This is a genomic window from Sphaerisporangium sp. NPDC051017 (assembly GCF_040683095.1).
Taxonomy (GTDB): domain Bacteria; phylum Actinomycetota; class Actinomycetes; order Streptosporangiales; family Streptosporangiaceae; genus Sphaerisporangium.
Genome location: NZ_JBFBCI010000034.1, coordinates 44,304 through 67,617, shown reverse-complemented (window position 1 = coordinate 67,617; position 23,314 = coordinate 44,304). Strand labels below are relative to the sequence as shown.

At 68.6% G+C, this 23,314-nt stretch carries 23 protein-coding genes and 1 riboswitch; of the genes, 10 read left to right on the top strand and 13 right to left on the bottom strand.

All coding sequences use genetic code 11. The annotated features are described in order from the left end of the window. Positions 1-73: 73 nt before the first annotated feature. Positions 74-235, top strand: a riboswitch (SAM riboswitch). Positions 236-249: 14 nt separating this feature from the next. The 4 genes from thrC (at position 250) to groL (ending at position 4,415) form a co-directional block, all read left to right on the top strand. Continuing rightward, positions 250-1,545: a threonine synthase gene (gene thrC / locus AB0M95_RS25025; RefSeq protein WP_363769111.1), complete on the top strand. Its 1,296-nt coding sequence runs from the start codon at positions 250-252 to the stop codon at positions 1,543-1,545. Positions 1,546-1,558: 13 nt separating this feature from the next. Further along, positions 1,559-1,834, top strand: a complete 276-nt coding sequence (locus AB0M95_RS25020; RefSeq protein ID WP_358526834.1) for a MoaD/ThiS family protein — start codon at positions 1,559-1,561, stop codon at positions 1,832-1,834. A gap of 339 nt (positions 1,835-2,173) precedes the next feature. Continuing rightward, complete coding sequence (locus tag AB0M95_RS25015) at positions 2,174-2,374, top strand: cold-shock protein (RefSeq protein WP_354845365.1); 201 nt, start codon at positions 2,174-2,176, stop codon at positions 2,372-2,374. Positions 2,375-2,789: 415 nt separating this feature from the next. Next, the gene (gene groL, locus AB0M95_RS25010; RefSeq protein ID WP_363769043.1) at positions 2,790-4,415 is read left to right on the top strand and encodes a chaperonin GroEL; all 1,626 of its coding nucleotides are present in this window, start codon (positions 2,790-2,792) and stop codon (positions 4,413-4,415) included. 222 nt (positions 4,416-4,637) lie between these two features. Here groL and AB0M95_RS25005 read toward each other — a convergent pair whose 3' ends face one another. The 4 genes from AB0M95_RS25005 to AB0M95_RS24990 form a co-directional block, all read right to left on the bottom strand. Further along, positions 4,638-5,600 (bottom strand): phosphotransferase, encoded by a 963-nt coding sequence (locus tag AB0M95_RS25005; protein ID WP_363769040.1) that lies wholly within the window; start codon positions 5,598-5,600, stop codon positions 4,638-4,640. A 42-nt stretch (positions 5,601-5,642) separates the two neighbouring features. After that, on the bottom strand, positions 5,643-6,272 hold the full coding sequence (locus tag AB0M95_RS25000; protein ID WP_363769037.1) for a 2OG-Fe(II) oxygenase: 630 nt from the start codon (positions 6,270-6,272) through the stop codon (positions 5,643-5,645). Between the two features lie 89 nt (positions 6,273-6,361). Continuing rightward, positions 6,362-7,252: a hypothetical protein gene (locus AB0M95_RS24995; protein ID WP_363769034.1), complete on the bottom strand. Its 891-nt coding sequence runs from the start codon at positions 7,250-7,252 to the stop codon at positions 6,362-6,364. Further along, complete coding sequence (locus AB0M95_RS24990) at positions 7,249-8,388, bottom strand: sugar-transfer associated ATP-grasp domain-containing protein (RefSeq protein WP_363769032.1); 1,140 nt, start codon at positions 8,386-8,388, stop codon at positions 7,249-7,251. The genes AB0M95_RS24995 and AB0M95_RS24990 overlap by 4 nt, the downstream gene beginning before the upstream one ends. 553 nt (positions 8,389-8,941) lie before the next feature. Here AB0M95_RS24990 and AB0M95_RS24985 point away from each other — a divergent pair. Then, the gene (locus AB0M95_RS24985) at positions 8,942-9,964 is read left to right on the top strand and encodes a Scr1 family TA system antitoxin-like transcriptional regulator (protein ID WP_363769029.1); all 1,023 of its coding nucleotides are present in this window, start codon (positions 8,942-8,944) and stop codon (positions 9,962-9,964) included. Positions 9,965-10,205: 241 nt separating this feature from the next. Here AB0M95_RS24985 and AB0M95_RS24980 read toward each other — a convergent pair whose 3' ends face one another. Further along, complete coding sequence (locus AB0M95_RS24980) at positions 10,206-10,367, bottom strand: hypothetical protein (protein WP_363769026.1); 162 nt, start codon at positions 10,365-10,367, stop codon at positions 10,206-10,208. Positions 10,368-10,446: 79 nt separating this feature from the next. On the opposite strand from AB0M95_RS24980, the gene AB0M95_RS24975 reads away from it, so the two are divergent. Next, the gene (locus tag AB0M95_RS24975; RefSeq protein ID WP_363769023.1) at positions 10,447-10,767 is read left to right on the top strand and encodes a helix-turn-helix transcriptional regulator; all 321 of its coding nucleotides are present in this window, start codon (positions 10,447-10,449) and stop codon (positions 10,765-10,767) included. Between the two features lie 190 nt (positions 10,768-10,957). On the opposite strand, the gene AB0M95_RS24970 is transcribed toward AB0M95_RS24975, so the two are convergent. Further along, positions 10,958-11,407, bottom strand: coding sequence for a GNAT family N-acetyltransferase (locus AB0M95_RS24970; RefSeq protein WP_363769020.1), 450 nt, complete (start codon positions 11,405-11,407; stop codon positions 10,958-10,960). A gap of 53 nt (positions 11,408-11,460) precedes the next feature. Here AB0M95_RS24970 and AB0M95_RS24965 point away from each other — a divergent pair, with 53 nt between their 5' ends. Further along, a complete protein-coding gene (locus tag AB0M95_RS24965; RefSeq protein ID WP_363769017.1) occupies positions 11,461-11,586 on the top strand; it encodes a hypothetical protein in 126 nt (41 codons plus the stop codon). Between the two features lie 111 nt (positions 11,587-11,697). Here AB0M95_RS24965 and AB0M95_RS24960 read toward each other — a convergent pair whose 3' ends face one another. Both AB0M95_RS24960 and AB0M95_RS24955 read right to left on the bottom strand, forming a co-directional pair. Continuing rightward, positions 11,698-12,189, bottom strand: a complete 492-nt coding sequence (locus AB0M95_RS24960) for a hypothetical protein (RefSeq protein WP_363769014.1) — start codon at positions 12,187-12,189, stop codon at positions 11,698-11,700. Further along, positions 12,108-13,238, bottom strand: coding sequence for a transposase (locus AB0M95_RS24955; RefSeq protein WP_363769011.1), 1,131 nt, complete (start codon positions 13,236-13,238; stop codon positions 12,108-12,110). Before AB0M95_RS24955 ends, AB0M95_RS24960 begins: the two co-directional genes overlap by 82 nt. A gap of 34 nt (positions 13,239-13,272) precedes the next feature. Here AB0M95_RS24955 and AB0M95_RS24950 point away from each other — a divergent pair, with 34 nt between their 5' ends. Further along, the gene (locus AB0M95_RS24950) at positions 13,273-13,434 is read left to right on the top strand and encodes a hypothetical protein (protein ID WP_363769008.1); all 162 of its coding nucleotides are present in this window, start codon (positions 13,273-13,275) and stop codon (positions 13,432-13,434) included. 101 nt (positions 13,435-13,535) lie between these two features. Here the strand turns inward: AB0M95_RS24950 and AB0M95_RS24945 are convergent, their stop codons facing one another. Next, complete coding sequence (locus tag AB0M95_RS24945; protein WP_363769005.1) at positions 13,536-14,546, bottom strand: transposase; 1,011 nt, start codon at positions 14,544-14,546, stop codon at positions 13,536-13,538. A 144-nt stretch (positions 14,547-14,690) separates the two neighbouring features. Between AB0M95_RS24945 and AB0M95_RS24940 the strand changes: the two genes are divergently transcribed. Next, positions 14,691-15,314 (top strand): LysR substrate-binding domain-containing protein, encoded by a 624-nt coding sequence (locus tag AB0M95_RS24940; protein WP_363769002.1) that lies wholly within the window; start codon positions 14,691-14,693, stop codon positions 15,312-15,314. A 162-nt stretch (positions 15,315-15,476) separates the two neighbouring features. Here the strand turns inward: AB0M95_RS24940 and AB0M95_RS24935 are convergent, their stop codons facing one another. Both AB0M95_RS24935 and AB0M95_RS24930 read right to left on the bottom strand, forming a co-directional pair. After that, positions 15,477-15,755 carry a DUF397 domain-containing protein gene (locus AB0M95_RS24935; protein ID WP_363768999.1) on the bottom strand — a complete coding sequence of 93 codons (279 nt, stop codon included), beginning with the start codon at positions 15,753-15,755 and terminating at the stop codon, positions 15,477-15,479. 283 nt (positions 15,756-16,038) lie between these two features. Further along, positions 16,039-18,147 (bottom strand): AAA family ATPase, encoded by a 2,109-nt coding sequence (locus tag AB0M95_RS24930; RefSeq protein WP_363768996.1) that lies wholly within the window; start codon positions 18,145-18,147, stop codon positions 16,039-16,041. A gap of 174 nt (positions 18,148-18,321) precedes the next feature. Between AB0M95_RS24930 and AB0M95_RS24925 the strand changes: the two genes are divergently transcribed. Further along, positions 18,322-18,660, top strand: a complete 339-nt coding sequence (locus AB0M95_RS24925; protein WP_358526820.1) for a hypothetical protein — start codon at positions 18,322-18,324, stop codon at positions 18,658-18,660. Positions 18,661-18,886: 226 nt separating this feature from the next. Here AB0M95_RS24925 and AB0M95_RS24920 read toward each other — a convergent pair whose 3' ends face one another. Both AB0M95_RS24920 and AB0M95_RS24915 read right to left on the bottom strand, forming a co-directional pair. Then, positions 18,887-20,533 (bottom strand): DNA repair helicase XPB, encoded by a 1,647-nt coding sequence (locus AB0M95_RS24920; RefSeq protein ID WP_363768993.1) that lies wholly within the window; start codon positions 20,531-20,533, stop codon positions 18,887-18,889. Between the two features lie 150 nt (positions 20,534-20,683). Next, positions 20,684-23,074 (bottom strand): helicase-associated domain-containing protein, encoded by a 2,391-nt coding sequence (locus tag AB0M95_RS24915; RefSeq protein ID WP_363768990.1) that lies wholly within the window; start codon positions 23,072-23,074, stop codon positions 20,684-20,686. Positions 23,075-23,314: the final 240 nt, after the last annotated feature.

Sequence of the window (23,314 nt, the reverse complement as noted above, 5' to 3'; positions counted from 1 at the left end):
GTCATCGTCGCTGGGCCGCGAGGTACAGTGATGTCGGCCTGCCTGTCATGACGGCGGGTTCACAACTGCATATTGCTCATCCAGAGGGGTGGAGGGACCGGCCCTGCGAAGCCCCGGCAACCCTCCCGGCTGTGGTCATCGCGTCTCCGAATGTCGCGGCACTAGACCAGTGAGACCGGCCGGGACAGGTGCCAATTCCGGCCCGTGACCAAGGTGGTCCGGGCGAAGATGAGGGAAAGGCCTCGCTTCATGGCGCTCGCAACAGCTGAGATCACCACCTCCAACTCCTTCGGTCCCGCCGTGGCCCTCTCTTGCCGCGAATGCGGTACCCGGTACGACCTCGGCCCCCACTTCGCCTGTATCGAGTGTTTCGGGCCACTCGAAGTGGCCTACACCTGGAACAGCCCGGACTTCGACGGCACCGCGCCGGTCACGCGGGAGCAGATCGCGGCCGGGCCCGCCAACATCTGGCGCTACCGGGCGCTGCTGCCGGTGCCCGTGGACGTCGGCGTCAAGCCCAACCTCGCCCCCGGCTGGACCAAGCTCGTCAAGGCCGAGAACCTGGCCCGCGAGCTGGGGCTGCGCAGCCTGCACGTCAAGGACGACTCCGGCAACCCGACCCACTCCTTCAAGGACCGGGTCGTCGCCATCGCCCTGGAGGCGGCGCGCACCTTCGGTTTCCACACCCTGTCGTGCTCGTCCACGGGCAACCTCGCCGGCGCCGTCACCGCCGCGGCCGCCCGCGCCGGGCTCGACGCCTGCGTCTTCATCCCGGCCGACCTGGAGCAGCCCAAGATCGTCATGGCCTCGGTGTACGGCGGCCGCCTGGTCGGGATCCAGGGCACCTACGACGAGGTCAACCGGTTCTGCTCCGAGCTCATCGGCGACCCGCTCGGCGACCGCTGGGGTTTCGTCAACGTGAACCTGCGGCCGTACTACGCCGAGGGTTCCAAGACGCTCGCCTACGAGATCGCCGAGCAGCTCGGGTGGCGCATTCCCGACCAGATCGTCATCCCGGTGGCGTCCGGCTCCCAACTCACCAAGGTGGACAAGGGCTTCAAGGAGCTGATCAAGCTCGGGCTCGTCGAGGACAGGCCGTACAAGATCTTTGGCGCGCAGGCCGAGGGCTGCTCGCCGGTGTCGGCCGCGTACAAGGACGGGCGCGACGTCGTGCAGCCGGTCAAGCCCGACACCATCGCCAAGTCGCTGGCCATCGGCAACCCCGCCGACGGGCCGTACGTGCTCGACATCGCGCGCCGCACGGGCGGCGCGGTCGAGGACGTCACCGACGCCGAGATCGTGGACTCCATCCGGCTGCTCGCGCGCACCGAGGGCATCTTCGCCGAGACGGCGGGCGGCGTCACCGTGGGAGTGCTGCGCAAACTGCTGGCCAAGGGGCTGCTGGACCCCGCCGCCGAGACGGTCGTGCTCAACACCGGCGACGGCCTGAAGACCCTGGACGCGGTCTCCGACGAGGCCCGGCCGACCGCGGTCATCCGCCCCTCTCTCGACGCATTCCGTACGGCTGTCGTCGAAAACTCCTGAAAGGTCCCGATAAATGAGCGTTTCTGTGCGGATTCCGACGATTCTCCGTACGTACACCGACGGTGCCGCCGAGGTGAAGGGTGAAGGCGCGACGCTTCGCGACGTGTTGCAGAAGCTCGATGCGGACTTCCCCGGAATCGGGGCCCGTATTCTGGACGAAACGGGCAACATCCGCCGTTTTGTCAACGTGTATGTCGGAGAAGAGGACGTCCGTTTCATCGACGGACTTGACACTGTGACGCCCGAGGGCGCCCAGGTCTCGGTGATCCCGGCGGTCGCCGGAGGCTGACCATCGGCGGTGCCGGACGCCCGCGTGTCCCTCGGGATGCGCGGGCGTTCGTGCGTTCTGGGCCCGTGAACGGCCCAGCTATCACAATAGAAGCCTTACTGGGCCATCCCAGTAGTGTAATTGTCAACTAACTAAACGCAAGTATGAAATAGTCACGTACTGCTTAGAGCGAACGTCAAGAAGTAGTTTGGTGTTTGACTCTGTTGCGCCAAGGCATGCCACAGGTATGGTCGAGAACGATCGACGTGGCCGAGGAGTTCGCATGCGTCTCGGTTCCGAAGGTCACGGGCCTCGCGGAGGAGTGGGCGGGGTCCGGAGCCCAGCAAGAGGAGTCGGAAAGTGGCGCAGGGCACCGTCAAATGGTTTAACGCGGACAAGGGCTACGGCTTCATCGCGGTAGACGGTGGTAAGGACGTGTTTGTCCACTACTCGGCGATCCTGTCGGAGGGATACCGTTCGCTCGAACAGGGTCAGCGGGTGGAGTTCGAGATCACACAGGGCCAGAAGGGTCCACAGGCAGAGTCCGTGCGGACTGTGTGACGCGGCCGGCGTAGTCCGGCCCGCGGCGGGAGATCCACTGGTCTACCCACAGTCACGAGTTGGAGGGCCCGGTCCGCGCTTCATCGCGGCCCGGGCCTTCTCTCATCCCGATACCTGCCCCGTCTGCGGATTCCCGCACATGCGATCCTCGCCGATGAGCGCAGATCCAATATTGGGCATACGGTCGGACAAATCGCTGTGCCTCCCAGGTCATAGGGGTGGTCGCTTGCACTCGACCGGGTAGAGTGCTAAACAGTTCGTTGGCACTCTCGTGTGGAGAGTGACAAACCTGGATCGAGGCGTCGGGGCCCGGCTGATCCACGGCGACAGGTGTCGTGGGAACCGGGTCTACATGCCGTCGCGGGCGTCGGCTCGATCCGCCGCAAGCCACCCTGTATCTGGGAGGTCTAGCCGTATGGCAGCCAAGATGATCGCGTTCAACGAGGACGCCCGGCGCGGTCTCGAGCGCGGTATGAACCAGCTCGCCGACGCCGTCAAGGTGACCCTTGGTCCCAAGGGCCGCAACGTCGTGCTGGAGAAGAAGTGGGGCGCTCCCACCATCACCAACGACGGTGTCTCCATCGCCAAGGAGATCGAGCTCGAGGACCCGTGGGAGAAGATCGGGGCCGAGCTCGTCAAGGAAGTCGCGAAGAAGACCGACGACGTCGCGGGTGACGGCACCACCACCGCCACCGTGCTCGCCCAGGCGCTCGTCCGCGAGGGCCTGCGCAACGTCGCCGCCGGCGCCAACCCGATGTCCCTGAAGAAGGGCATCGAGGCCGCCGTCGAGCGCGTCAGCGAGGAGCTCTCGAAGATCGCGAAGGACGTGGAGACGAAGGAGCAGATCGCCTCCACCGCCTCCATCTCCGCCGGCGACACCCAGATCGGCGAGATGATCGCCGAGGCGATGGACAAGGTCGGCAAGGAAGGCGTCATCACCGTCGAAGAGAGCAACGCCTTCGGCCTCGAGCTCGAGCTCACCGAGGGCATGCGCTTCGACAAGGGCTACATCTCCGGGTACTTCGTGACCGACCCGGAGCGCATGGAGGCCGTCCTCGACGACCCCTACATCCTGATCGTCAACTCCAAGGTCTCCGCGAACAAGGACCTGCTGCCGCTGCTCGACAAGGTCGTGCAGTCCGGCAAGCCGCTCGTGATCATCGCCGAGGACGTCGAGGGCGAGGCCCTGGCCACCCTGGTGGTCAACAAGATCCGCGGCCTGTTCAAGTCCGTCGCCGTCAAGGCCCCGGGCTTCGGTGACCGCCGCAAGGCCATGCTGAGCGACATCGCCACCCTCACCGGCGGCCAGGTCATCAGCGAGGACGTCGGCCTCAAGCTCGAGACCGCCACCCTGGACCTGCTCGGCCGCGCGCGCCAGGTCATCATCACCAAGGACGAGACCACCATCGTCGACGGCGCCGGCGACCCTGAGCAGATCGCGGGCCGCGTGAACCAGATCCGCGTCGAGATCGAGAACACCGACTCCGACTACGACCGCGAGAAGCTCCAGGAGCGTCTCGCCAAGCTGGCCGGCGGCGTCGCCGTCATCAAGGCCGGCGCGGCCACCGAGGTCGAGCTCAAGGAGCGCAAGCACCGCATCGAGGACGCCGTCCGCAACGCGAAGGCGGCCGTCGAGGAGGGCATCGTCCCCGGCGGTGGCGTGGCCCTGATCCAGGCGGGCGCGAAGGCGTTCGACAAGCTGGAGCTCTTCAACGACGAGGCCACCGGCGCCTCCATCGTGCGCAAGGCGCTCGAGGAGCCGCTGAAGCAGATCGCCGTGAACGCCGGCCTCGAGGGCGGCGTCGTGGTGGAGCGGGTCCGCAACCTGGAGCCGGGCGTCGGCCTGAACGCCGCCACCGGTGAGTACGTGAACCTGCTCGAGGCCGGCATCATCGACCCGGCCAAGGTGACCCGCTCGGCGCTGCAGAACGCCGCGTCCATCGCGGCCCTGTTCCTCACCACCGAGGCGGTCATCGCCGAGAAGCCCGAGAAGACCCCGGCCGCTCCCGCCATGCCCGGCGGCGGCGACATGGACTTCTGAGCCCTCCGGCTCCCAGTTAACGCGAAAGGGCCATTCCCGGACCTCCGGGAGTGGCCCTTTCGCGTTACGCCTGGCATGGGCGATCGCTTGGGGGTGAAAGTCCCCTCGATTGCGCAGGTGAGGGCGCTCGCTAGTCGAGCTGCTTTCTAATGATCGACATGGGTCATTGGGGATCGGGGCGCGACTGGTGGGAGTCGAGGTGGGTGCTTCCGTCCGGGGGTCTTACCCCCCTGTGCGGTAGCGCGTCCAGGCGATAGCGGCGCCTGCTGCTCGGCGCTGGTAGGCGCGCAGGTTCGGCACTCCTGGGGGATCGGGCTTCCGGCTCATCCGCGTCCAGAACCCGGCGTATGCGGCGGCGTAGCCGGTGATCGCCTCGGCGGGGGCGCGCTCCCAGAACTGAAGGCCGTGCAGTGCCCGCTCAGCGGCATCAGGGGCGTGGCCGGTCATGATCATGTGCGGGATCAGGTCGGTCAGGTCCCGCCACTGGTTGCCCCGGCGGGGTTTGGCCCAGTCGACCACGACCACGGTTTCGTGCGCGGTTATGAGCAGGTTGTCGGGGCGGATGTCGCCATGGACCAGGGCGGGGCCGTCGGCGCGGGCGGCCCATGCCGCCTCCAGCTCGACCAGGAGCGGCAGGTTGTCCCGCTCCCACGCGCCGAGGTCCGCAGGTGGGTCGGTGGCCAGCTCGTCCCAGCCGTGGATCATGGGGACACAGATCGTCGAGGCGCTCGGCACGTCCGGAAGGGGGCACGGCGTCAGCGACTCGGTCATGGCCTCCACGGCGGCGGCAACGGCGGGCACGTCTGGCGACCCGGGCGACAGATCGGGATGACGGCCCTCCACGTCGTCGAAGACCAGAAGTACCCAGCCTTCGGCGTCACGGTGCAGGCGCAGCCTCGGCGCGGGCACCACTGCCGGCAGTGCTTCCGAGGTGGCTGCCTCAGCGCGGTATCGGTGGGCGAGCAGGTGATCGTCAGGGAGTGCTTTGACGAACACCCGCGTACCGTCAGTCAAGATCAGCCGGGCGGCCACGCCGGGAGTGAAGCCGCCCTGCTGGACCTGCGCGCTTGCCACTGGCGAGTCGAGACTGTCGTCGACCAGCTCGCGGAAGGCGGACGGCAGCCGCTCCCAGGGGGGCCTACCGGCGGTGGCGCCGAGCGGGGGCTGATCGGGCTGCTCGGTCATGACGACCCCCAACGTGAGACGGCTCCCGCGTTCTGCGGGCAATTACTTGGACTGTTGCAGGATATGGCTCGGGCCGGTCCGCTGCGGTAGACGTGTGCGGCAAACCGCCCTGCGGATCAGCAGCGTGTAGCGTTCACCCGAGGTGATGGGCCGGACGCCGTGAAGGTACTGGCGAGTGGCAGGGAAGGCGATGAGCGCCCCACGGGCGGGGCGAAGCTCCAGAGGCGGCTCCACGAAGTACAGGTCGCCGCCGCCGTACTCGTCCGGTCCACTCAAGAATAGGAGTGTCGTCAGGTCGCCGCCGATGATGGGCTGGCCGTTAGCCGCCGCACGGTCGGTCTCCTCGGCGGTGACCTCGTCGTGGTGGGTGACGAAGCCGACACCGGGACCGTAACGGTAGATCAGAGCGGGCTGACCGGGAACGGCGCGGGTTTCGACCCCGAAGTAGCCGTCGAGATGCGGCGTCACGGTGTCAGTGACCCTGTCGGCCAGCAGCTGGGGGACCGCGGCGTACGCGCACTTGCGGAGCGACTCGTTCACTATGCCCTGGTAGCTGCGGGGCCGCTGGACGCTGCTGTCGAAGTGCCGGAGCAGTTCCAGGCACAGAGCAGCGGGTAGGACGTTGTCGACGCAGAGGGGGGCGCGCGTGTTCCACGTCGGTGTCGAGGTCATGGCGGTGTTACCTCTCTGGTGAGCTGAGGGGGGAGAGTGTCGCAGGGCGACGGGTGCGGGGGCGTCGAGGGCTTGGCGGGTGCTCCCGGTCAGGGCCGGCCGGGCGGGGGCTTGAGCTGAAGCGTGCGCTGGTAGCGTCGCCGGACCTCCTGGGCGTCTGGTCCGCTGGTGGCAAGCCCCTCGGCCTGGGCGCAGAAACTCTCCAAGGCCCCGACGCGGCGTTCCAGGTCGGCATGACAGGCGGGATCGCAACGCAGCGCCTCGCGCAGCAGCACAGCTTGCCGGGCATCGATGAGCTCTCGGCTGGAGAGCTGGTGGAGCTTCCACTTATTGTTCGGGACGAACAGCCCGGCAGTGGCGTAGACACAGTCGATCACCTCATCGACTGCGCGGTTCAGCAGGAAATGGCCGGCCTCGGGTCCGAGCCTGCGGGCCTGGCGCAGCGACATCTCCCGTACGTCCCAGGTGATGCGATTGGCGAGCCTGTCACGCTCTCGGACGAGCTGGGCCTGGGCAGCTTGGGCCTTGTCGCGTACCAGGGCCTGAAAAGAGCCGTCGCGGTCGCATAAGACGTCACTCTTATGCAGGAAGACATCGCATTTCTCGCCGGTCCAACGGGTTCTGGGGTCGCACTCGTACTGGTAGATCAACTGGTGGGCGTTGACCTCCATCGAGCCCCACGGGACCTGGATCCAGAACGCGAAATCAGGAACCCAGTCAGGGATGCGATCGGCGATCAGCGCACAGGTGTCGTCCAGATGGGGTCGCCACTCGCCGGCCCGCATCGGGACGTCCAAGACGATGGCGACGTCGAAGTCCGACTCCTGGTCGAAGCGCGTCAGGTTGTCCGGGTTCTCGGCGCTGGAGGACAAGATGCACAAGGCGTGCAGTTCGGGCTTGGCGGTCCACTCGGCCAGCAGGGGCGACATCGCTTCGCGGGCCGCGCGAAGGGCGGCGTTGGATATCGGGGACAGGGTCACGACGGCCTCCGGTCGGCGATCAGGGATCTTCCGAGGGCGGCTGCCAGGCCGCCGTGGGAGCGTTGCAGGTTCATGAGGCTGGGGCTGCTGTTACCCTCGATGATCAAGGCCCTCCCGTCCTGGTCCATGGCGATGTCCCAGCCGATGATCGGAGTTTTGGGGAAGTGAACGGCGGCTCGCTCGGCTGTGGCCACGAGCTGGTTGACCGTGGTGATCCGCTGCTCGGCGAAGGTGATGCCGGTCACCGGATGACGACGGTGGCGGTCCAGGGCAGTGGTGTGCGCGATCTCATCGACGGTGCCGGTGGCTGGGTCGACGCGGGCATACAGGCCACCGTTGCAGGCGTTGTCAACCGCATCGACGCCCGTACTGCTCTTGATCAGTACGTATAGGACGTGGGCACCGTCTGGGCCCAGGGCGGTGATGACCCTGAAGGTGTTGAGTGAGTGCGGGTTGAAGGCGGCCAGCTCCCCATGCTGGTGGACGAACGCCTCGATGAGCCAGCCGCCCCATTCCCGGCCGTAGTCAGCCAGGCAGAACGGCGACCCGTCCTGCTGCCTCAGCATCCCGCGCTCGTTGCACACGACCGTGACACCCGCGCCGCCGCTGGTGTATCGGGCGGGTTTGATCACCACTTCGCCGGCTCCGCCTAGAGCGGCATCCAGCGCCGAGGCGGAGCCGGGCGAGACGCGGTCACCGAATCGGTCGAGCCAAAGGCTGCTGCCCTCTCCGGTCATCAGCAGGGGCGGTTGGGGGATCCCGGCGTCGGCGAGGATGCGCTTGCAGGCGACCTTATCGTCCAGCAGTTCGACGGCCCGATTCACCATTGGCAGCAGGCGGCTGTAAAACACCGTGTCGGGCAGGTAGGCCGCGACTTGCGCGAAGCTCAGGGACGGGTCGTACAGCTCGTACCGGAAGTAGTGGAAGGGCAGGCAGCGCCATTTGAGGGTCAGTGCAGCCAGTTCGGCTCCGATCCGGGCGAGCGGCTTGCGTTCGGAGGCCGCGCGGAACCGGGGCAGGTAGACGTTCCTGGCAACCTCGATCTGATGAACCGCCCACAGCGGGGCCGTCACCTTGGGTCCGACCCGGGCGCGGAAGAACTCGTCGAGCATGTGAGAGCGGAGGGTGAACTTCATGGCGGCGTTCTCCTCGTCTTACTCCCGTGGGAGCCTGTCCTTGTGATTCCCCTGCGGAGTTACCAGTCCGGCATGCGCACCCGTAGACCTCGGCGAAGTGGTGAGCGACTCGACGGGCGGTGGAAATCGGGTCGTTGAGGGGCGAGTAGCTGAAGATCTTCTTGCCCTTGTCGGAGTGCCGGCCGGTCCACCACCAGTAGCCGAGCCCCGGGTAGACCCAGATGAGCAGGTCGATCCAGACCGACAACATGGCGACACCGTTACCCACGTGGACGTCCGTGGAGATGTGGTAGCGCTCTAGCGCGTTCTTGAGGTTCATGGCCGCGATTTCGGCCAGTTCGGTCTTTTCCGGTAGTTCGGGAAGTCTCCGCTGGTAGGGGACCAAATCCACCCCGAGTGTCAGACTCATCGTCAGCTCATTCCGTTGCCTATCTCGTCTGGGCTTCCCAGGGTGCTCTCTGGCAACTACTCTCGGTAGAGATTCACCCTGAACAGCACCTCGACAGAATCTGTTTACCTCCACGTTTAGGGCTTCAGGTAGGCTCAAGGAGTAGTGGTGACTCTCCCAAATGAACCGAATTCTGGCGAAAGCCCACGAGTGATTTTTGGTCGTGAGCTGCGACGATTCCGGCGAGAGGCCGGCTTGTCGCAGGAACAGCTCGCGGCTCGGATCGACTACACCTCCGCTCAGATCAGCGCCGTGGAGAATGCGCGGCGGGCCCCGACCGAGGCATTCACCAAGCTCTGTGATGAGGTTCTGGAGCTCGGCGGGGCTCTTCTGCGGCTTTGGCCGGCTGCTTACAACCAGGCCGCGCCGTCATGGTTTCGGCCCTTCCTGGACCTAGAGCGCGAGGCCACCATGCTGCGGAGCTGGGAGCCACTCGTCTTCCCGGGCCTGCTCCAGACCGAGGACTACGCCCGAGCAATATTTCGGGGAGAACCGCGATCGACTTCAGAGATGGTCGAGAAGCAGGTCACGGCCCGCATGGAGCGGCAGAAGATCTTCGGTCGGCCCGAGCCGCCGATGTACTGGGTAGTGCTCGACGAGGGAGTCCTACACCGGATCGTTGGTGATCACGACGTGATGATCGGCCAGCTCAAGCACCTGGAGGAACTGGCGGAGCTGCCGCATATCTCCATCCAGATACTGCCGTTCAGCGCCCGCTCAACAGCAGGATTGGAGGGCGGTTTTGTAGTAGCGCAGACACCAGGCTCTCCCGATACGGGATACATCGAGGCCGTTGGGCACGGTCAGCTTGTTGACCGTGTTGAGGAGGTCCGAAGGATCGTCGCCAAGTACGAAGTCATCCGTGCCGAGGCGCTACCCCGGCGGGCGTCCCTTGTCCAGATCAGAGAGATAAGAGAGGCCATGGAGCAGAACGCGGAATTCACCCAGGCAACCTGGAAGAAGTCCTCCCACTCAGGCGGCAGCGGTGGCAACTGTGTCGAGGTCGCCGGGCTGACAGGAGGGCGTCGTGCCGTACGTGACAGCAAGGACCTCACCGTCCCGGCCATGGTGGTCGAGGCTGGCGCGTGGGCGGCCTTCGTTGAGGGCGTCAGAAACGACAAGTTCTAGTAGCACCCGCTGAGGGGGCCCGTGACGATCGTCGCGGGCCCCCTCAGCGGTACGCCCGGCATGGGCGATCGCTTGGGGGTGGAAGTCCCCTGGAGGAAGAGGTGGTGCTGACTCCGAGCCGGAGGCAACTGCGTCGCTGTGAGGCTGGGTGGGAAGGAAGCCCGAGGCGAAACCCTGCACCGAGGGACACGAACCGCGTATGAGGCATGCCGGTCGGGACGAGCCTGCTGCGTCAGGGACGTCACGCCGTGCCGGTCGCCAGCGGCTTGACCCAGCGGGCGCTGTCGTCCTGGCGCGTGTATCCGGCGGCGGTCCACGCCTGGTGGGCGAGGGTGTTGGCGTGCAGGACCATCGCGTCGGCGCGCGTCCCGCCGAACTCGGCGAAGCGCCGCTCGGCTGGCAACGCTGTATCGGAACGCGATCCCGCGAGCCGAGCACCTGTACGAGATTTACTTGGTGGAGCGGCGTAAGGAGATGAACCAGTGAGCAGCTACCGAAAGTGGCGTGACAGTGATCACCTGGAGCGCGCGATCGAAACCGCGGGGGGACCCGAGCGGTTCGAGGACGAGGTCCAGCAGTTGCGCGAGGAGTCGCAAGGATGGCGACTTGCCGAGATGCGCAAACGCCGCGGCCTCAACCAGCTACAGGTCGCTGAGCGCATGGGTATCTCTGTGGGACGCGTCTCCCAGATCGAGAAGGGCGATGTGTCCACCCGCGAGGTCCTGGACCGCTACGTCGCCGCCCTCGGTGGCGTTCTGAAACTTGTTGCGGACTTCGGTGACGAGCAGTTGAAGGTCAGTTGACCAAGCCCGATCACGTACTGCTGTAACTCTGGGGCGAATCGGTGCGGGTGAGTGACCACCTGGAGGAAGAGGTGGTGCTGACTTCGAGCCGGAGGCAAGGGTGTCATCGTGAGGTGGGGTCTGGAGGAAGCCCGAGCTCCGATCCTAAAAGTGGAGCGGCACCACGGTTGGCGCCGCTCCACGATGGACCTCAGGCCCCGCCGGTGGCCAGCGGCTTGACCCAGCGGGCGGAGTCGTCCTGGCGCGTGTACCCGGCGGCGGTCCACGCCGGGTGGGCGAGGGTGTTGGCGTGCAGGACCATCGCGTCGGCGCGCGTCCCGCCGAACTCGGCGAAGCGCCGCTCGGCGGCGTCCAGCAGGGCGCGGGCGATGCCCTTGCGGCGGTGCGCCGGGTCGACGGCGAGGCGGTACAGGTGGCAGCGCCAGCCGTCCCACCCGGCGATGAGCGTGCCCGCGATCCGCCCGTCCAGCTCGGCGATCATCAAGGCGTCCGGGTCGCGTGCGATCAGCCGGCGCACGCCGCCGGCGGTGTCGTGGCGGTCCGTCCCCTCGGCGGCCCTCAGCCAGAACGCCAGCACGGCGTCCACGTCCTCGTCGACGGCGGTGTGGATGCGGGGGCCCGATCGTCCCTGTTCAGCCATGGCCCCGAACGTAACAGGAGGGCGCCCAGGACCGCGTCCGAATTATCGGCCCGGTGCGCGGTGACCGTCCGTGGTCTGTGGTGCGCTCCGGGGTTCTTCCGGGTGTACGCCCGCTGAAGCTCGCCGACTCCAAGACCTTCACCACGGGCGTCCTGTCCCTGACCTACGAACGCGCCTGACCCTACCCGGCCGCGCCCTCTTCGCCGCCCACGACGGGCGGCGAAGAGGCTGTGCCTATGGCCGCGCTTCCGGCACGGCGTGTCCGGGGCGCCCCTTAGGCCCCGAACAGGTCAGACGTCGCCGGACACCCCGCACTCGCCGTCCGGCAGCTTGGGGGACGCGTCATCGTACGGGTCGTCCTCGGGTCCCTTGCCGCCGCCGCGGCTGTAGAAGTCCGGGCGCAGGAACTCGTCGTCCGGCTCGCACAGAGAGTTGAACGTCTGGTAATTGGTCTCGCCTATCCAGTGCCGCAGTTTCCCCTTGGGGTCGTTCCTCCAGAACTGGAACGTCCCCTTGACGTGCTGCATGGTCCGGTCGATCGGCGTGTTCTTCCCCTTCGGCCGTACGGCGTAGACGATGCGGTAGTCCCACAGGACGTCGATCTGGCGGTCGCCGTCCTCCACCGTGGACACGGCGGACATCGTGCCCTGCACCTTGATGACATCTCCCACCAGATCGACGAATCCGGGCGCGAAGCTGGTCACCCAGCCCCGGGTGTTCTTGCTCGGGTCCTTGCTGTCCAGGTCTTTGAGGAAGTGCTCGCGCTGCTCGGGGTCGAGCATGCCCGCGAAGGTGTCCGTACGGCCGTCGACCACGGTCCGCCGGTCGAGATGGGCCGCGACCAGCAAGTCCTTGCTCGTCTTGTACGCGGCCGGTCGATCCGATGAAAGACCCGCCCGTACAGAGCGGCTTTGTACTCCAGCATGCCGACAAAGGATGACCAGCCCGCGTCATGCACGCTCTTGGCCAGCCGGGTGCGCGCCAGTCCTTTGACCGCCAGATCTTCCACGTAGATCGCTTGGTTCTCGCGAACTATCCGAGTGGACTGCCGGTGGTGGAACTCGCGGCGCGCGTCGGCGACCTTGGCGTGCTGCCGGGCGACCTTCTGCCGGGCCTTGGCCCGGTTGCTCGACCCCTTGACCTTGCGCGACAGCGCTTGCTGGAGCTTCTTGAGTTTCTTCTCCGCCCGGCGCAGGAAACGCGGGGCGTCTATTTTCCGCCCGTCGGACAGGACCGCGAAGTGCCCCAGCCCCAGGTCGATCCCGGTCTCGGACTCGACCGGCGGGAGAGGCCGTTCGCCGACCTCGACGACGAACGAGGCGAAGTACCGTCCGGCCGCGTCCTTGACCACCGTCACGCTGGACGGGTCGGCGGGCAGGGAGCGGGACCAGCGGACCTCCACGTCCCCGATCTTCGGCAGGCGCAACCTCCCGCCTGGCGTGACGCAGAAGCGGGCGTTCTTGGTGAAGCGGATCGCCTGCCGGTTGTCCTTACGGGACCGGAACCGGGGCGGGCCCGCCTTCGGCCCCTTCCGCCTCCCGGTGATCGAGTCGAAGAAGTTGCGGTACGCCTGGTTAAGGTCTGCCAGCGCCTGCTGCAACACCACGGCCGACACCTCGCCCAGCCAGGCGTGATCCGGGGTCTTCTTCGCCTCGGTGATGACCCGCTTGGACAGCTCTGCGTCCGAGATGTACGGCAACCCGGCCGCGTGGGCGTCCTGCCGTGCGCGCAGCCCGTTGTTGAACACCACCCGCGCGCACCCGAACGCCTTGGCCAGCTCGGCACGCTGACCAGCGGTCGGGTAGAGGCGGAAGTTGTACCGGAGCTGCACAGCGCCAACGGTATCCCGGTACCGGACAGGGCGAATGGGTGTTCGAGAAATCCGCGACCACCCGCGCCGCTGCATCGACATCGCCTGCTTCACCGGTGAGCCGGCCATCGCCGAACGCCACGGCGAACCCCGCGCCGTCCTGGTCCGCCACGCCTGGCGGATCGAACGGCACAACCATCTCGACTCCGCCGGGTAACGCCGATCCGCCTTGGCGGCGGATCAGCTTTCCCTGCCCCGCTACGCGGGACAGTCCGCTTCACCCCCGGCCTGAAGGACTCTGTTGGCTAATACGTGTTGTTATGCGATGATCACCTGCCGTAACCCAATGAAGTGTGACGTACGGGTCGGCCCCAGGGGCGTCCCGGTCAGCCAGGCGTCGAGACGGACCAGGTTGATCGCGGTAGCCGTCAGCACACTCTGCAGGTGGGTTTTGGCCAGGCCGATATAGCGGGACCGGCGCTGGCCGTGACCGCGGACCGCCTGCGAGATCGTGCCTTCGACACCGGCGCGGATCTGATAGCGGCGTTGCCAGTCCTCGCCTTGCTGGACGGCACGTGCGCAGGCGAGCGCCTCGTGCTGTTCCCGTGGCCGGAGCGTGAGCTTGCGGGAGGCTGTCGCCGATTTGGTGCACCGGGCGCGGACCGGGCATGGAGTGCAGTGGGCATGGGAGAAGTTCACCTTGATGACCGGGTGCCCGGTCCGGGTGCGCTGGGCCGCCATGGACAGACCGGCGTGCCCCTGCGGGCAGATGACCTGCCCGTCATCCCAGTCGACGTGGAAATCACTGGTCTGGAATGCATTGATGTCCTTGGTCTGCCAGCTGGTGTCGGCTGAAACCGGGCCGAGAATCTCGATCCCGAACCGGTCCCGTGCGGTCACCAACTGCTCGGCGCTGACATACGCGCTGTCGACGGCGTGCTCGTCGGGCAGCACTCCCTGCCGTTCCAAGCCCTCATGAACCAGCGCGGTGACCTCGCTGTCGTCCACCGGAGCGGGCGTGGTCGCCACGTGCGTGACCAGGTGCGGCCGGTCCGGCTCGCACGTCTCGGTCAGATGCACCTTGTAGCCGGTCCAGCCACTGCCACGCTTGACCGCGTAGCGGGCATCGGTGTCATACGGGCCGGCCAGCCGGTCCCGACCAGCGGGCAGATCTTTCTGCTCGCGTAGCCGCACCCCGGTGTGGTCACGGTAGAACTGCTGGACCCAGCATCTGCGCAGGGTCTGCACGGCCTCGATCTGGTAGAGCCATGACGGCGCATCGCTGTGGTAGACGGCTTCAAGGAGCGCATATCCGTCCAGGCCCACCACGGTCGCATGCTCCAAGCGGGCCTGTTCCCCCTTGGGGAGGCGGTAGGAGTCGGCGCGCTGGTCATATCGCTCACACCATTGGACCGCCCCGGCGAAGTTGGAGGCTAGATCAACTGGTTCTCGACCGACACGGGTGCTGTGCCGATGGTCATCGGCTGTACCGTCACGCCGCTGTTCGACGCCCTCGCCGCGTTCCACCGTACGCATCCCGGCGTGGAGATCTGCCTGCTGGAGGACAACTCCGACCGGCTCGTCGAGGGAGTGCGCGCGGGCACCATCGACTTGGCTCTCATCGGGACCGCGACCGCCACGCCCGACGGGCTGGACGCGCTGACGATCATCAGCGAACGGCTCGTCGCGGCAGTCCCGGCCGGACACCCCTTGGCGAAACAGCGGCGGGTCATGCTGCGTGACCTGGGCGCCTACCCGATCGTGTGCATGCCACCCGGCACCGGCCTTCGCACGGTATTCGACCAGGCATGCACCGCACAGAGCCTCCAACCCGTGATCGCGCTACAGGCCAGCGCCGCGGATGCCATCGCCGACCTCGCCGCCCGGGGGCTCGCCGTCGCCATCCTCAGTGACTCGATGGCGGCGCGCTATAGCGACCGGCTCACCGCTCGCACCATCGACGACGTCGAAACACCCGTCCTACTCGCCTTGACATGGAAGAGCACACACAGCCCCGCGGTACGTGAGCTGCTCGTGCACAGCCGGCAAGCCTTCGCCTACACCAAGCCCGCTCCTCGCAAGAAACACCCCCACTGAGACTGAGCAGAGGGGCTGTCCCCACCCTGCCCGACACGCGCACGCTCACCGTTGCCCCGGAGTTGGTCACCCGGGTTGCCGCACACATCCGCGCGTAGACCTCAGCAAGGTCCATAGCGGCGGTAGTGGTTCAACATGGTCGTGTAGTGACGAACTCCAAGCTCACGCCTCAAGGGCATCTATCTCGGCGGCCAACGGGATGGGTGTCGCGTCAGTAGGTACGAGCCTGTAACAGTCGAGCTCCCGCTGATCCCAATCCCAACGGTCGGCCTTCATGCCACTGATGAACGCCTGCCATTCGCGCGACGTGCATATGATCGTCGGCCCGTTGGCACGCTTGCTGTCGCGCACTGCCCTGCCCGCACCCGGGAGGTCGGCCACTTCGACGCAGTTGTCGTTCGCGGCGCTGTAGCTGCTCTTGTACCAGACCAGTGATGACACCAGAACCATGTGTCACGCTCGCTTCCCGAGTTCGTCGACTCGCAGGCTGATGTACTTCGCTGAGTCCTTCGGAGACAGGGCCAGCGCCTGCACTTTGCCGAATATGAGGGTATATCGATGCTTTCCAACCAGAGATTGTCGGTTGCCGTTTCCATGTACACGAGGCTCGGATCGTCGCCGGGTGATGGAAAGCCCACGGCACTGTCCGTCCTCGATGAGATCTTCGCCTGGGCGCGCCGGTTGGAGTCCTCGCGGCTCAGGAAGGACTGCCTGGCCCGATGGGTCACACGAGCTGGGGTGGGAGGTCGGTGGTGTGGAGGACCGTCAGGCTGGTGACGGCGCGGGTGAGGACGACGTAGAGGCGGGCGAGGCCGCGCTCCTCGGCGGCGGCGATGTCGGCGGGCTCGGCGACGATGACGTGGTCGTACTCCAGGCCCTTGGCGAGCGTGGCGGGGATCACCGAGAGGCGTTCGCCGGGGGAGGAGTCGGGGCCGAGGACGTCGTGGCCGACCCCGCGGGTCGTGAGCGCCGCAGAGAAGGCCGGGACGGCGGTGTCCGCGGCGATCAGCCCGATGGACCCCTCTCGGCCGGTCGCTCGTTCCACCGCGGCCGTCACGGCGGATGTCAGGTCGCCGGTCCTGAGGATCGACAGCGAGCCCGCGCCCGGACGCAGGGAGCGCGGCGCGGCCAGGGCGGGGGCGACGGAGGGCAGCAGGCGCGCGGCGAAGTCGAGCACCTCGCGCGGGACGCGGAAGCCCAGCGTGAGCTCGGTGACCATGCCCTCGGCGAACCCCAGGTGGTGCAGCACTTCCTCCCACGAGCGCGCCGACCACGGGGTCGTCCCCTGGGCGAGGTCGCCGAGGACGGTCGCCGAGCCGGTGCGGCAGCGACGTCCGAGGGCGCGCAGCTGCATGGCGGACAGGTCCTGCGCCTCGTCCACGACGACGTGGCCGAGCGTGGGGGTGCGCTCGATGAGGTCGGCCAGCTCGTCCAGCAGCGCCGCGTCGGCGGCCGACCACTTGGCGGACTTCCACGACCGCGGCGGCTTGCGCCACAGCAGTGTCTCGCGCTGCTCGGCGGTGAGGTCGTCGCGGGCGGCGCGGGCCAGGAACTCGCCGTCGGACAGCAGGCGGAACAGCACCTGCTGCGGGGTGACGCGCGGCCAGACGGCGTCCATGAGCTGCTTGACCGGCTTGGACCTGGCCACGGCGTCCTGGACGCGGTCGTCTGGGGACTCGCCGCGCTGCTCCATGCGCACGAGCACGGCGTGGGCCAGGCGCTGGGCGAGCGCCGCGCGGCCGGGGCCGTACCGCGTCGTGCCGCGCAGGGACGCGACGATCTCGCGCACCTCGTGGTCGGGGACGCGGAACCGGTTGACGCCGCGGGTGATCAGCAGGCCCTCCTCGGGCTTGCTGATGTGCAGCCAGAGCGCGCGGCGCAGGACGGGGGCCATGCGCGCGTCGCCCTTGAGCGCGGCGACGGCGGCGTCCTCGGGGGTGGCGTGGTCGCCGAGGATGCCGGCGACGGTGGTCTGGTCGACGCGCACCTCGCCGAGGGCGGGCAGGACCGAGGAGATGTAGGAGAGGAACGCGCGGTTCGGTCCGACGATCATGACGCCCGAGCGCGACAGCTTCTCGCGGTGGGTGAAGAGCAGGTAGGCGGCCCGGTGCAGGCCGACGGCGGTCTTCCCGGTGCCGGGGGCGCCCTGGACGCAGACCGTGCTGCCGAGGTCGGCGCGGACGATCTCGTCCTGGTCAGGCTGGATCGTCGCCACGATGTCGCGCATCGGGCCCGTGCGCGGGCGCTCGATCTCCTCGGTGAGGATGTGGGACTCCTGGAGCGTCGTGCCCTGGTCCAGCGGTTCGTCCTCGTACGCGGTGAGCGCGCCGCCGTGGAACCCGAACCTGCGGCGGCGCCGCACGCCCATCGGGTCGGACGGGCGGGCCTGGTAGAACGCCCGGGACACCGGCGCGCGCCAGTCGATCACCAGGGGACGGCTGTTGTCGTCGTGCACGTGTCGGCGGCCGACGTGGATCGTGAGGGGGAGGTCGTCGTCGCCCGCGCGGTCGAGGCGGCCGAAGAACAGCGGGGTGTCGGGGTGGTCGGCGAGGGCGGCCACGCGCTGGTCGAGCAGGCCCTGGAGTACCTGCTGGGACACCCAGTCGCCCGCGGCGTCGGCCGACAGGGACTGCGCGTGCTCGCGCATCGCCCGCAGCGCGGCGTGGGAGGCCGCGAGGTGGGCGCGCTCGGCCTCCAGGACGTCCGCCGGGTCGGGGGGCTCGCCGGGCCCGTGGGTGGAGGCGATGGGGTGGGAGGGGGATTTGCCGGGTTCGGCGTCGGAGGAATCGGGGTTCTGGTCGGGTATGTCAGGGGCCAGTTGATGTCCGGGCATGCGGACGTACTCCTTCAGGGTCGGAGGTGGTCGTCAAAACGCACGAACCCACAAGCCTAGTACGTCCGGCCCCGCACGCGCCGTGTCGCCAGAGTGACGCGTGTCCGCGCCGGCGTGCGATGTGGCCCTTGCCCCGGAGTTTGCCGAGAGTTGGCCTTTGGGTACGCCGTGGGGGTGACGACGCGTACTCCGGTGGCGGTCTCTCCGGTCATCCCGGCCCTGGCGAACCTGCTCCTCGGCGGGTTGTGGGTTGTCTCCGTCTTCGCGGGCTGGGGTTTCCAGGCGTTCTGCGGCAGCGGTGAGCCGCCCGAGTCCTGTATGGACCGGCTCGGCATGGTTTCCCTGCTCTCCGGTCTCTTCGCGGTGGCCGCCGCGACGTGCACGGCGGCGGCCCTTCTTCCACCCCTATTCCGGAAATACCCGGAAAAGTCCCTCCTGTTGGTAGGGATTGCGACGGCTTCCTGGCTAATCGCGCTGGCCGTGCTTTACGTCGGCGGGTTAGTCGGTCGGTGATCTGGCCGATACGCTGCGTCGCCGTATACCAAAATCCCGAAAAAGCGGGACAATCCCTGTGATTTGGTTAGATCATAGGGTATGTCGCAGTTGGCGCCGTGGGAGCCAATGAGCGAGGGGGTGAGGGTGTTGTCCAGGGGTATTTCGTGGATCTGAATGTCTGTCTCGGCTGAAAGTTTTCTCAAGACAGCATTTGGGGGGGACGGCGGCGTGCCGCTCAGCGTGTTTATTCGCTGGCGCGCACGTCGTCGGCATCGATGATTTGGTAGGCGTAACCCTGCTCGGCCAGAAAGCGCTGGCGGTGCGCCGCGAAATCCTGATCCACCGTGTCCCTGCTCACCACCGAGTAGAACCGCGCGCCTCCGCCGTCCGCCTTCGGGCGCAGCACCCGGCCGAGTCGCTGGGCCTCCTCCTGGCGTGAGCCGAACGTCCCCGATACCTGGATGGCGACCGACGCCTCCGGCAGGTCGATCGAGAAGTTCGCGACCTTCGAGACGACCAGGACCTGGATCTCCTTGTCGCGGAACGCCTGGAACAGCCGCTCGCGCTCCTTCACCCGCGTCTCGCCCTTGATCACCGGCGCGCCGAGGTGCTCCGCCAACTCGTCGAGCTGGTCGATGTACTGCCCGATGACCAGCACCTGGTCGCCCGCGTGCCGCCGCACCAGCGTCTCGGTGACCCGGGTCTTGGACGGCGTCGTCGCGCAGAAGCGGTAGCGCTCCTCCGGTTCGGCCATCGCGTACGCCAGCCGCTCGGAGTCCGTCAGCGTGACCCGGACCTCGACGCAGTCGGCGGGCGCGATCCAGCCCTGGTTCTCCATCTCCTTCCACGGCGCGTCGTACCGCTTCGGGCCGATCAGGGAGAACACGTCCCCCTCGCGGCCGTCCTCGCGGACCAGCGTCGCGGTCAGGCCGATGCGCCGCCGGGCCTGCAGGTCGGCGGTCATGCGGAAGATCGGCGCGGGCAGCAGGTGGACCTCGTCGTACACCACCAGCCCCCAGTCGCGCGCGTCGAAGAGCTCCAGATGACGGTAGGTGCCCTGCCGGCGGGTCGTCATCACCTGGTAGGTGGCGATGGTCACCGGGCGGATCTCCTTCTTGCTCCCGGAGTACTCGCCGATCTCGTCCTCGGTCAGCGAGGTGCGCTTGAGCAGCTCCTGCTTCCACTGGTGGGCCGAGACCGTGTTGGTGACCAGGATCAGCGTCGTGGCCTGCGCGTGGGCCATGGCCGCCGCGCCCACGAGCGTCTTGCCCGCGCCACAGGGCAGCACGACCACCCCGGAGCCGCCGTGCCAGAACGCGTCCGCCGCCTCCCGCTGGTAGGGGCGCAGCTTCCACGCGTCCTCGGCCAGGGAGATCGGGTGGTGCTCGCCGTCGACGTACCCCGCGAGGTCCTCGGCGGGCCAGCCGAGCTTCAGCAGCGCCTGCTTGATGTTGCCCCGCTCGCTCGGGTGCACGGCGACGGTGTCGTCGCCGATGCGCGCGCCCAGCATGGGCTGCACCTTCTTGGACCGCAGCACCTCTTCGAGCACGGCCTTGTCGGTGCTGGTCAGCGTGAGCCCGTGGGGCTCGCTCTTCTCCAGCCTCAGCCGGCCGTACCGGGACATCGTCTCGGCGATGTCGACCAGCAGCGCGTGCGGCACCGGGTAGCGGCTGTGGGTGATCAGCGCGTCCACGACCTGCTCGGCGTCGTGCCCGGCGGCACGCGCGTTCCACAACGCCAGCGGGGTGACCCGGTAGGTGTGGACGTGCTCCGGCGCCCGCTCCAACTCGGCGAAGGGCGCGATCGCCTTGCGGCACTCGTCAGCCCTCTCGTGGTCCACTTCGAGCAGCAGCGTCTTGTCCGACTGGACGATCAGCGGGCCATCAGACACGTTTCCTCTTCTCCCTCGGTTCTCCCTGGTCTCCCCGGGCTCGTACGCGGGCCGCCGGTTCGTACGCCTATCCAACAAGACGGCGGGCCGGGTCAGTCCCGCTTTCCCTCGGCCGGACGTCGTCGTACCACCATACGGAAGGGGGGAAGGTCAGTTCACGTCGGCGACGCCGGTGATGCGGTGCAGCGCGAAGCGGTGGACGGCCGCGCGCGTCTCGTCGTAGGCGGTGAGGTAGCCGCCCTCCATGCGGGCGGGTTCGAGGATGCGGCTGGTGGCCTGGCCCTGGGAGTCCAGGTAGCCGATCCAGACCCGCGAGCCCTGACGGATCGCCTCCTGCAGCAGCGTGACCGTCCCTGTCGAGGGCGTGCGCGGCACCTGCCCGTCGGGCGCCGCGGACGGCTGCCGGCGCGCCTGGTGGGCTTCTTCCCCGGCGCGCATCGCCCGTACGGCCGCCGCCACGAGATCGGCGTCCGGGGCCGAGGCGCCGACCGGGGGACGGACGGACGGCGGGCGCTCCGTGCGCCGCGCGTCGGCCCGGGTCACCAGCACGTCGCCCTCCGCCGACTCGGCGACCGGGGAGTATCCGAACGCGCGCAGCGAGTCGACCACCACCGCCCGGGAGCTGCGGGACGCGACCACCGTGGGCGCCAGGCGGCGCAGCCGCAGCGGGACCGCGCGCTTGTCGGCCATCACCTCGTCGAGCACGGCCGGGTCGTCGCAGCGCACGTACGAGCTGGCGGTGCCCACCCGGACGCGGCCGTGCCGGCGCGCGACGTCGGACACCAGGTAACGCAGCGGCTGGGGGACCGGCGTCGCCGAGTGCTTCTCCAGCATGGACACCAGCTCGTCCCCGCTCGACCCGGCGTCCAGCGCGCGGCGGATCGAGTCCTCCGAGAAGCGGTACACCGTCGCGCCGCCCTTGGACTCCACATCGGCGGCCAGCGCGAGCCAGCGCCCGAGATCGCTGGTCAGCGGCCCCGGGGCGACGGCCGTGAGGTCGGCCTGGAGCAGCACGTGGTCCACCGGTTCGGGCAGCAGCGGCGCCAGCAGCCCGGCGGGGCCGTCCTTGACCTGGGCCTGGCCGGGCAGCAGCGGGCGGCCGAACAGCGACAGCGCGCCGAGGCCGGTCAGCCCGAGCTGCTCGGCCTCGCGCAGCGTGAAGCCCACCAGTTGATCGCGGTAGGAGCCGCGGCGGCGCGGCTGCTCGAACGCGAGCCGCTCGCGCACCGACTCGGCGGACGGCGCGAGTCCCGGCCCGGCCGAGGCCAGTACGCGCAACGTGCGCACCCGGACCTCGGCGGCGGTGGGCCTGCGCAGCTCGGGGTGCAGGACGTTCAGCAGGCGGTCGCGGTCGTCGCGGCCGCCGACCAGGCCGGGCACGCGGTCGCTGGTCAGCCAGGCCATGGCCAGGACCTCCCAGCGGTCCTCGGTGGCCTTCACCCGCCAGGCGTCGTAGGACGTCGTCGGCAGCCACTCGCCGTCCGTGGGGGCGCTGGAGGCGATCAGGCCCGCCGCGTGCGCGGACTCGATGACCAGCGCGGCCGTCCATTCGGGCAGGTCCAGGAGCTGGGCCGTCTTCTTCAGATCGCGTACGGCGAGGCCGCCCGTGCGCAGCGTGCCCGGCGGGTCGACGCCCCAGCGCTCGCACAGCTCCTCGGTCGTGCGGACGAACGCGAACGCCTGCCCGGCCGCCGTGCGGTCGGCCAGGGCCTGGTCGCGGGCCGTCCCGGCGAGCGGCGGCGCGCCCGGGCGCAGGTCGCGGTGCACCCGGCCGCCGCGCAGGACCAGCCCGACCTCGCGGGGCAGCACGACCGACTCTTCGCCGGTCGCGGCGAGCAGGCCGCGGGCGAGCAGCTCCTCGATGGGGGACTGCGCGGTGGCGACGCTGACCTCCCGCCGGGCGTTCGGCAGGCGGCCCGCCGGAGGGCCCCACGCGAGCTCGTCCAGGGCCGCGCGGGCCTGCGGGCCGATGTCCCCCAGCAGGCGCGCGACGATGCCGCCCTCGGCCAGCAGCCCGGCCAGGCGCTCCACCCCGGTCTCATCCCCCGTACGCCCCTGGTGGATCGCCCGGACGAGCTCCTCCAGGCGCTCGGGCGGGTGGTGCCGGAACACCTCGGCGGCCGGGGGGCCGAGCCCGGCCGGCGCGTCGGACACGTCTCGGACGCCCGGCGCGGGACGCAGCGCGTCGTCCGGGCCGTACACCAGGGCCAGGCCGCGGAGCCGGTCGACCGCCTCCCGCAGCGGCCCGTTCAGCGGCCGGGCGTCGGACGGGACGGACCGGGCGATCGCCGCGCGCAACTCGGCGTACGGCACGCCGGGGCCGTCCTCGCTGGTCACGACCAGCAGCGTCTCGACGACCGCCAGGACGAAGCGGTCGAGCCGGTCGAGCGCCCGGCCGGTCGCCGAGGGGCTGGTGGCGCGGATCACGAGCCCTTCGAGGTGGGCGGGGACGGGGGTGATCAGCTCGGGGCGCCCGGCCACCAGCGCGCGCAGCCGCTCGTCCGGCAGGCCGCGCAGCCATTCAGTGAACCGGGTGTCCATCAATCGCCACCGAACCCTCTGTCCACCGTCACCGCAAACGCCCGCTCGCCGTAGAAACCGTTTCCTCCATCGTAGGAGGCCGCGCGTGGTCGCACACCCGGGCGGGCGATCACAAACCCTGGGCTACCGCCTGTTCGACCCGCCGCCCCCGCCGCCCCGGCGGCGGCCGCCCGGGGTCGTGCGCTGAGGAGGGCCCAATTGAGGCCTGTCGATAACTAAGTCCATTCCGCGCGCCCGGGT

Coding starts and splice junctions, on each gene's coding strand:
- thrC (WP_363769111.1), top strand. CDS start 250: ATGGCGCTCGCAACAGCTGAGATCACCACCTCCAACTCCTTCGGTCCC.
- AB0M95_RS25020 (WP_358526834.1), top strand. CDS start 1,559: ATGAGCGTTTCTGTGCGGATTCCGACGATTCTCCGTACGTACACCGAC.
- groL (WP_363769043.1), top strand. CDS start 2,790: ATGGCAGCCAAGATGATCGCGTTCAACGAGGACGCCCGGCGCGGTCTC.
- AB0M95_RS25005 (WP_363769040.1), bottom strand. CDS start 5,600: ATGACCGAGCAGCCCGATCAGCCCCCGCTCGGCGCCACCGCCGGTAGG.
- AB0M95_RS25000 (WP_363769037.1), bottom strand. CDS start 6,272: ATGACCTCGACACCGACGTGGAACACGCGCGCCCCCCTCTGCGTCGAC.
- AB0M95_RS24990 (WP_363769032.1), bottom strand. CDS start 8,388: ATGAAGTTCACCCTCCGCTCTCACATGCTCGACGAGTTCTTCCGCGCC.
- AB0M95_RS24970 (WP_363769020.1), bottom strand. CDS start 11,407: ATGGCTGAACAGGGACGATCGGGCCCCCGCATCCACACCGCCGTCGAC.
- AB0M95_RS24960 (WP_363769014.1), bottom strand. CDS start 12,189: ATGCTCGACCCCGAGCAGCGCGAGCACTTCCTCAAAGACCTGGACAGC.
- AB0M95_RS24950 (WP_363769008.1), top strand. CDS start 13,273: ATGGGTGTTCGAGAAATCCGCGACCACCCGCGCCGCTGCATCGACATC.
- AB0M95_RS24940 (WP_363769002.1), top strand. CDS start 14,691: ATGGTCATCGGCTGTACCGTCACGCCGCTGTTCGACGCCCTCGCCGCG.
- AB0M95_RS24930 (WP_363768996.1), bottom strand. CDS start 18,147: ATGCCCGGACATCAACTGGCCCCTGACATACCCGACCAGAACCCCGAT.
- AB0M95_RS24915 (WP_363768990.1), bottom strand. CDS start 23,074: ATGGACACCCGGTTCACTGAATGGCTGCGCGGCCTGCCGGACGAGCGG.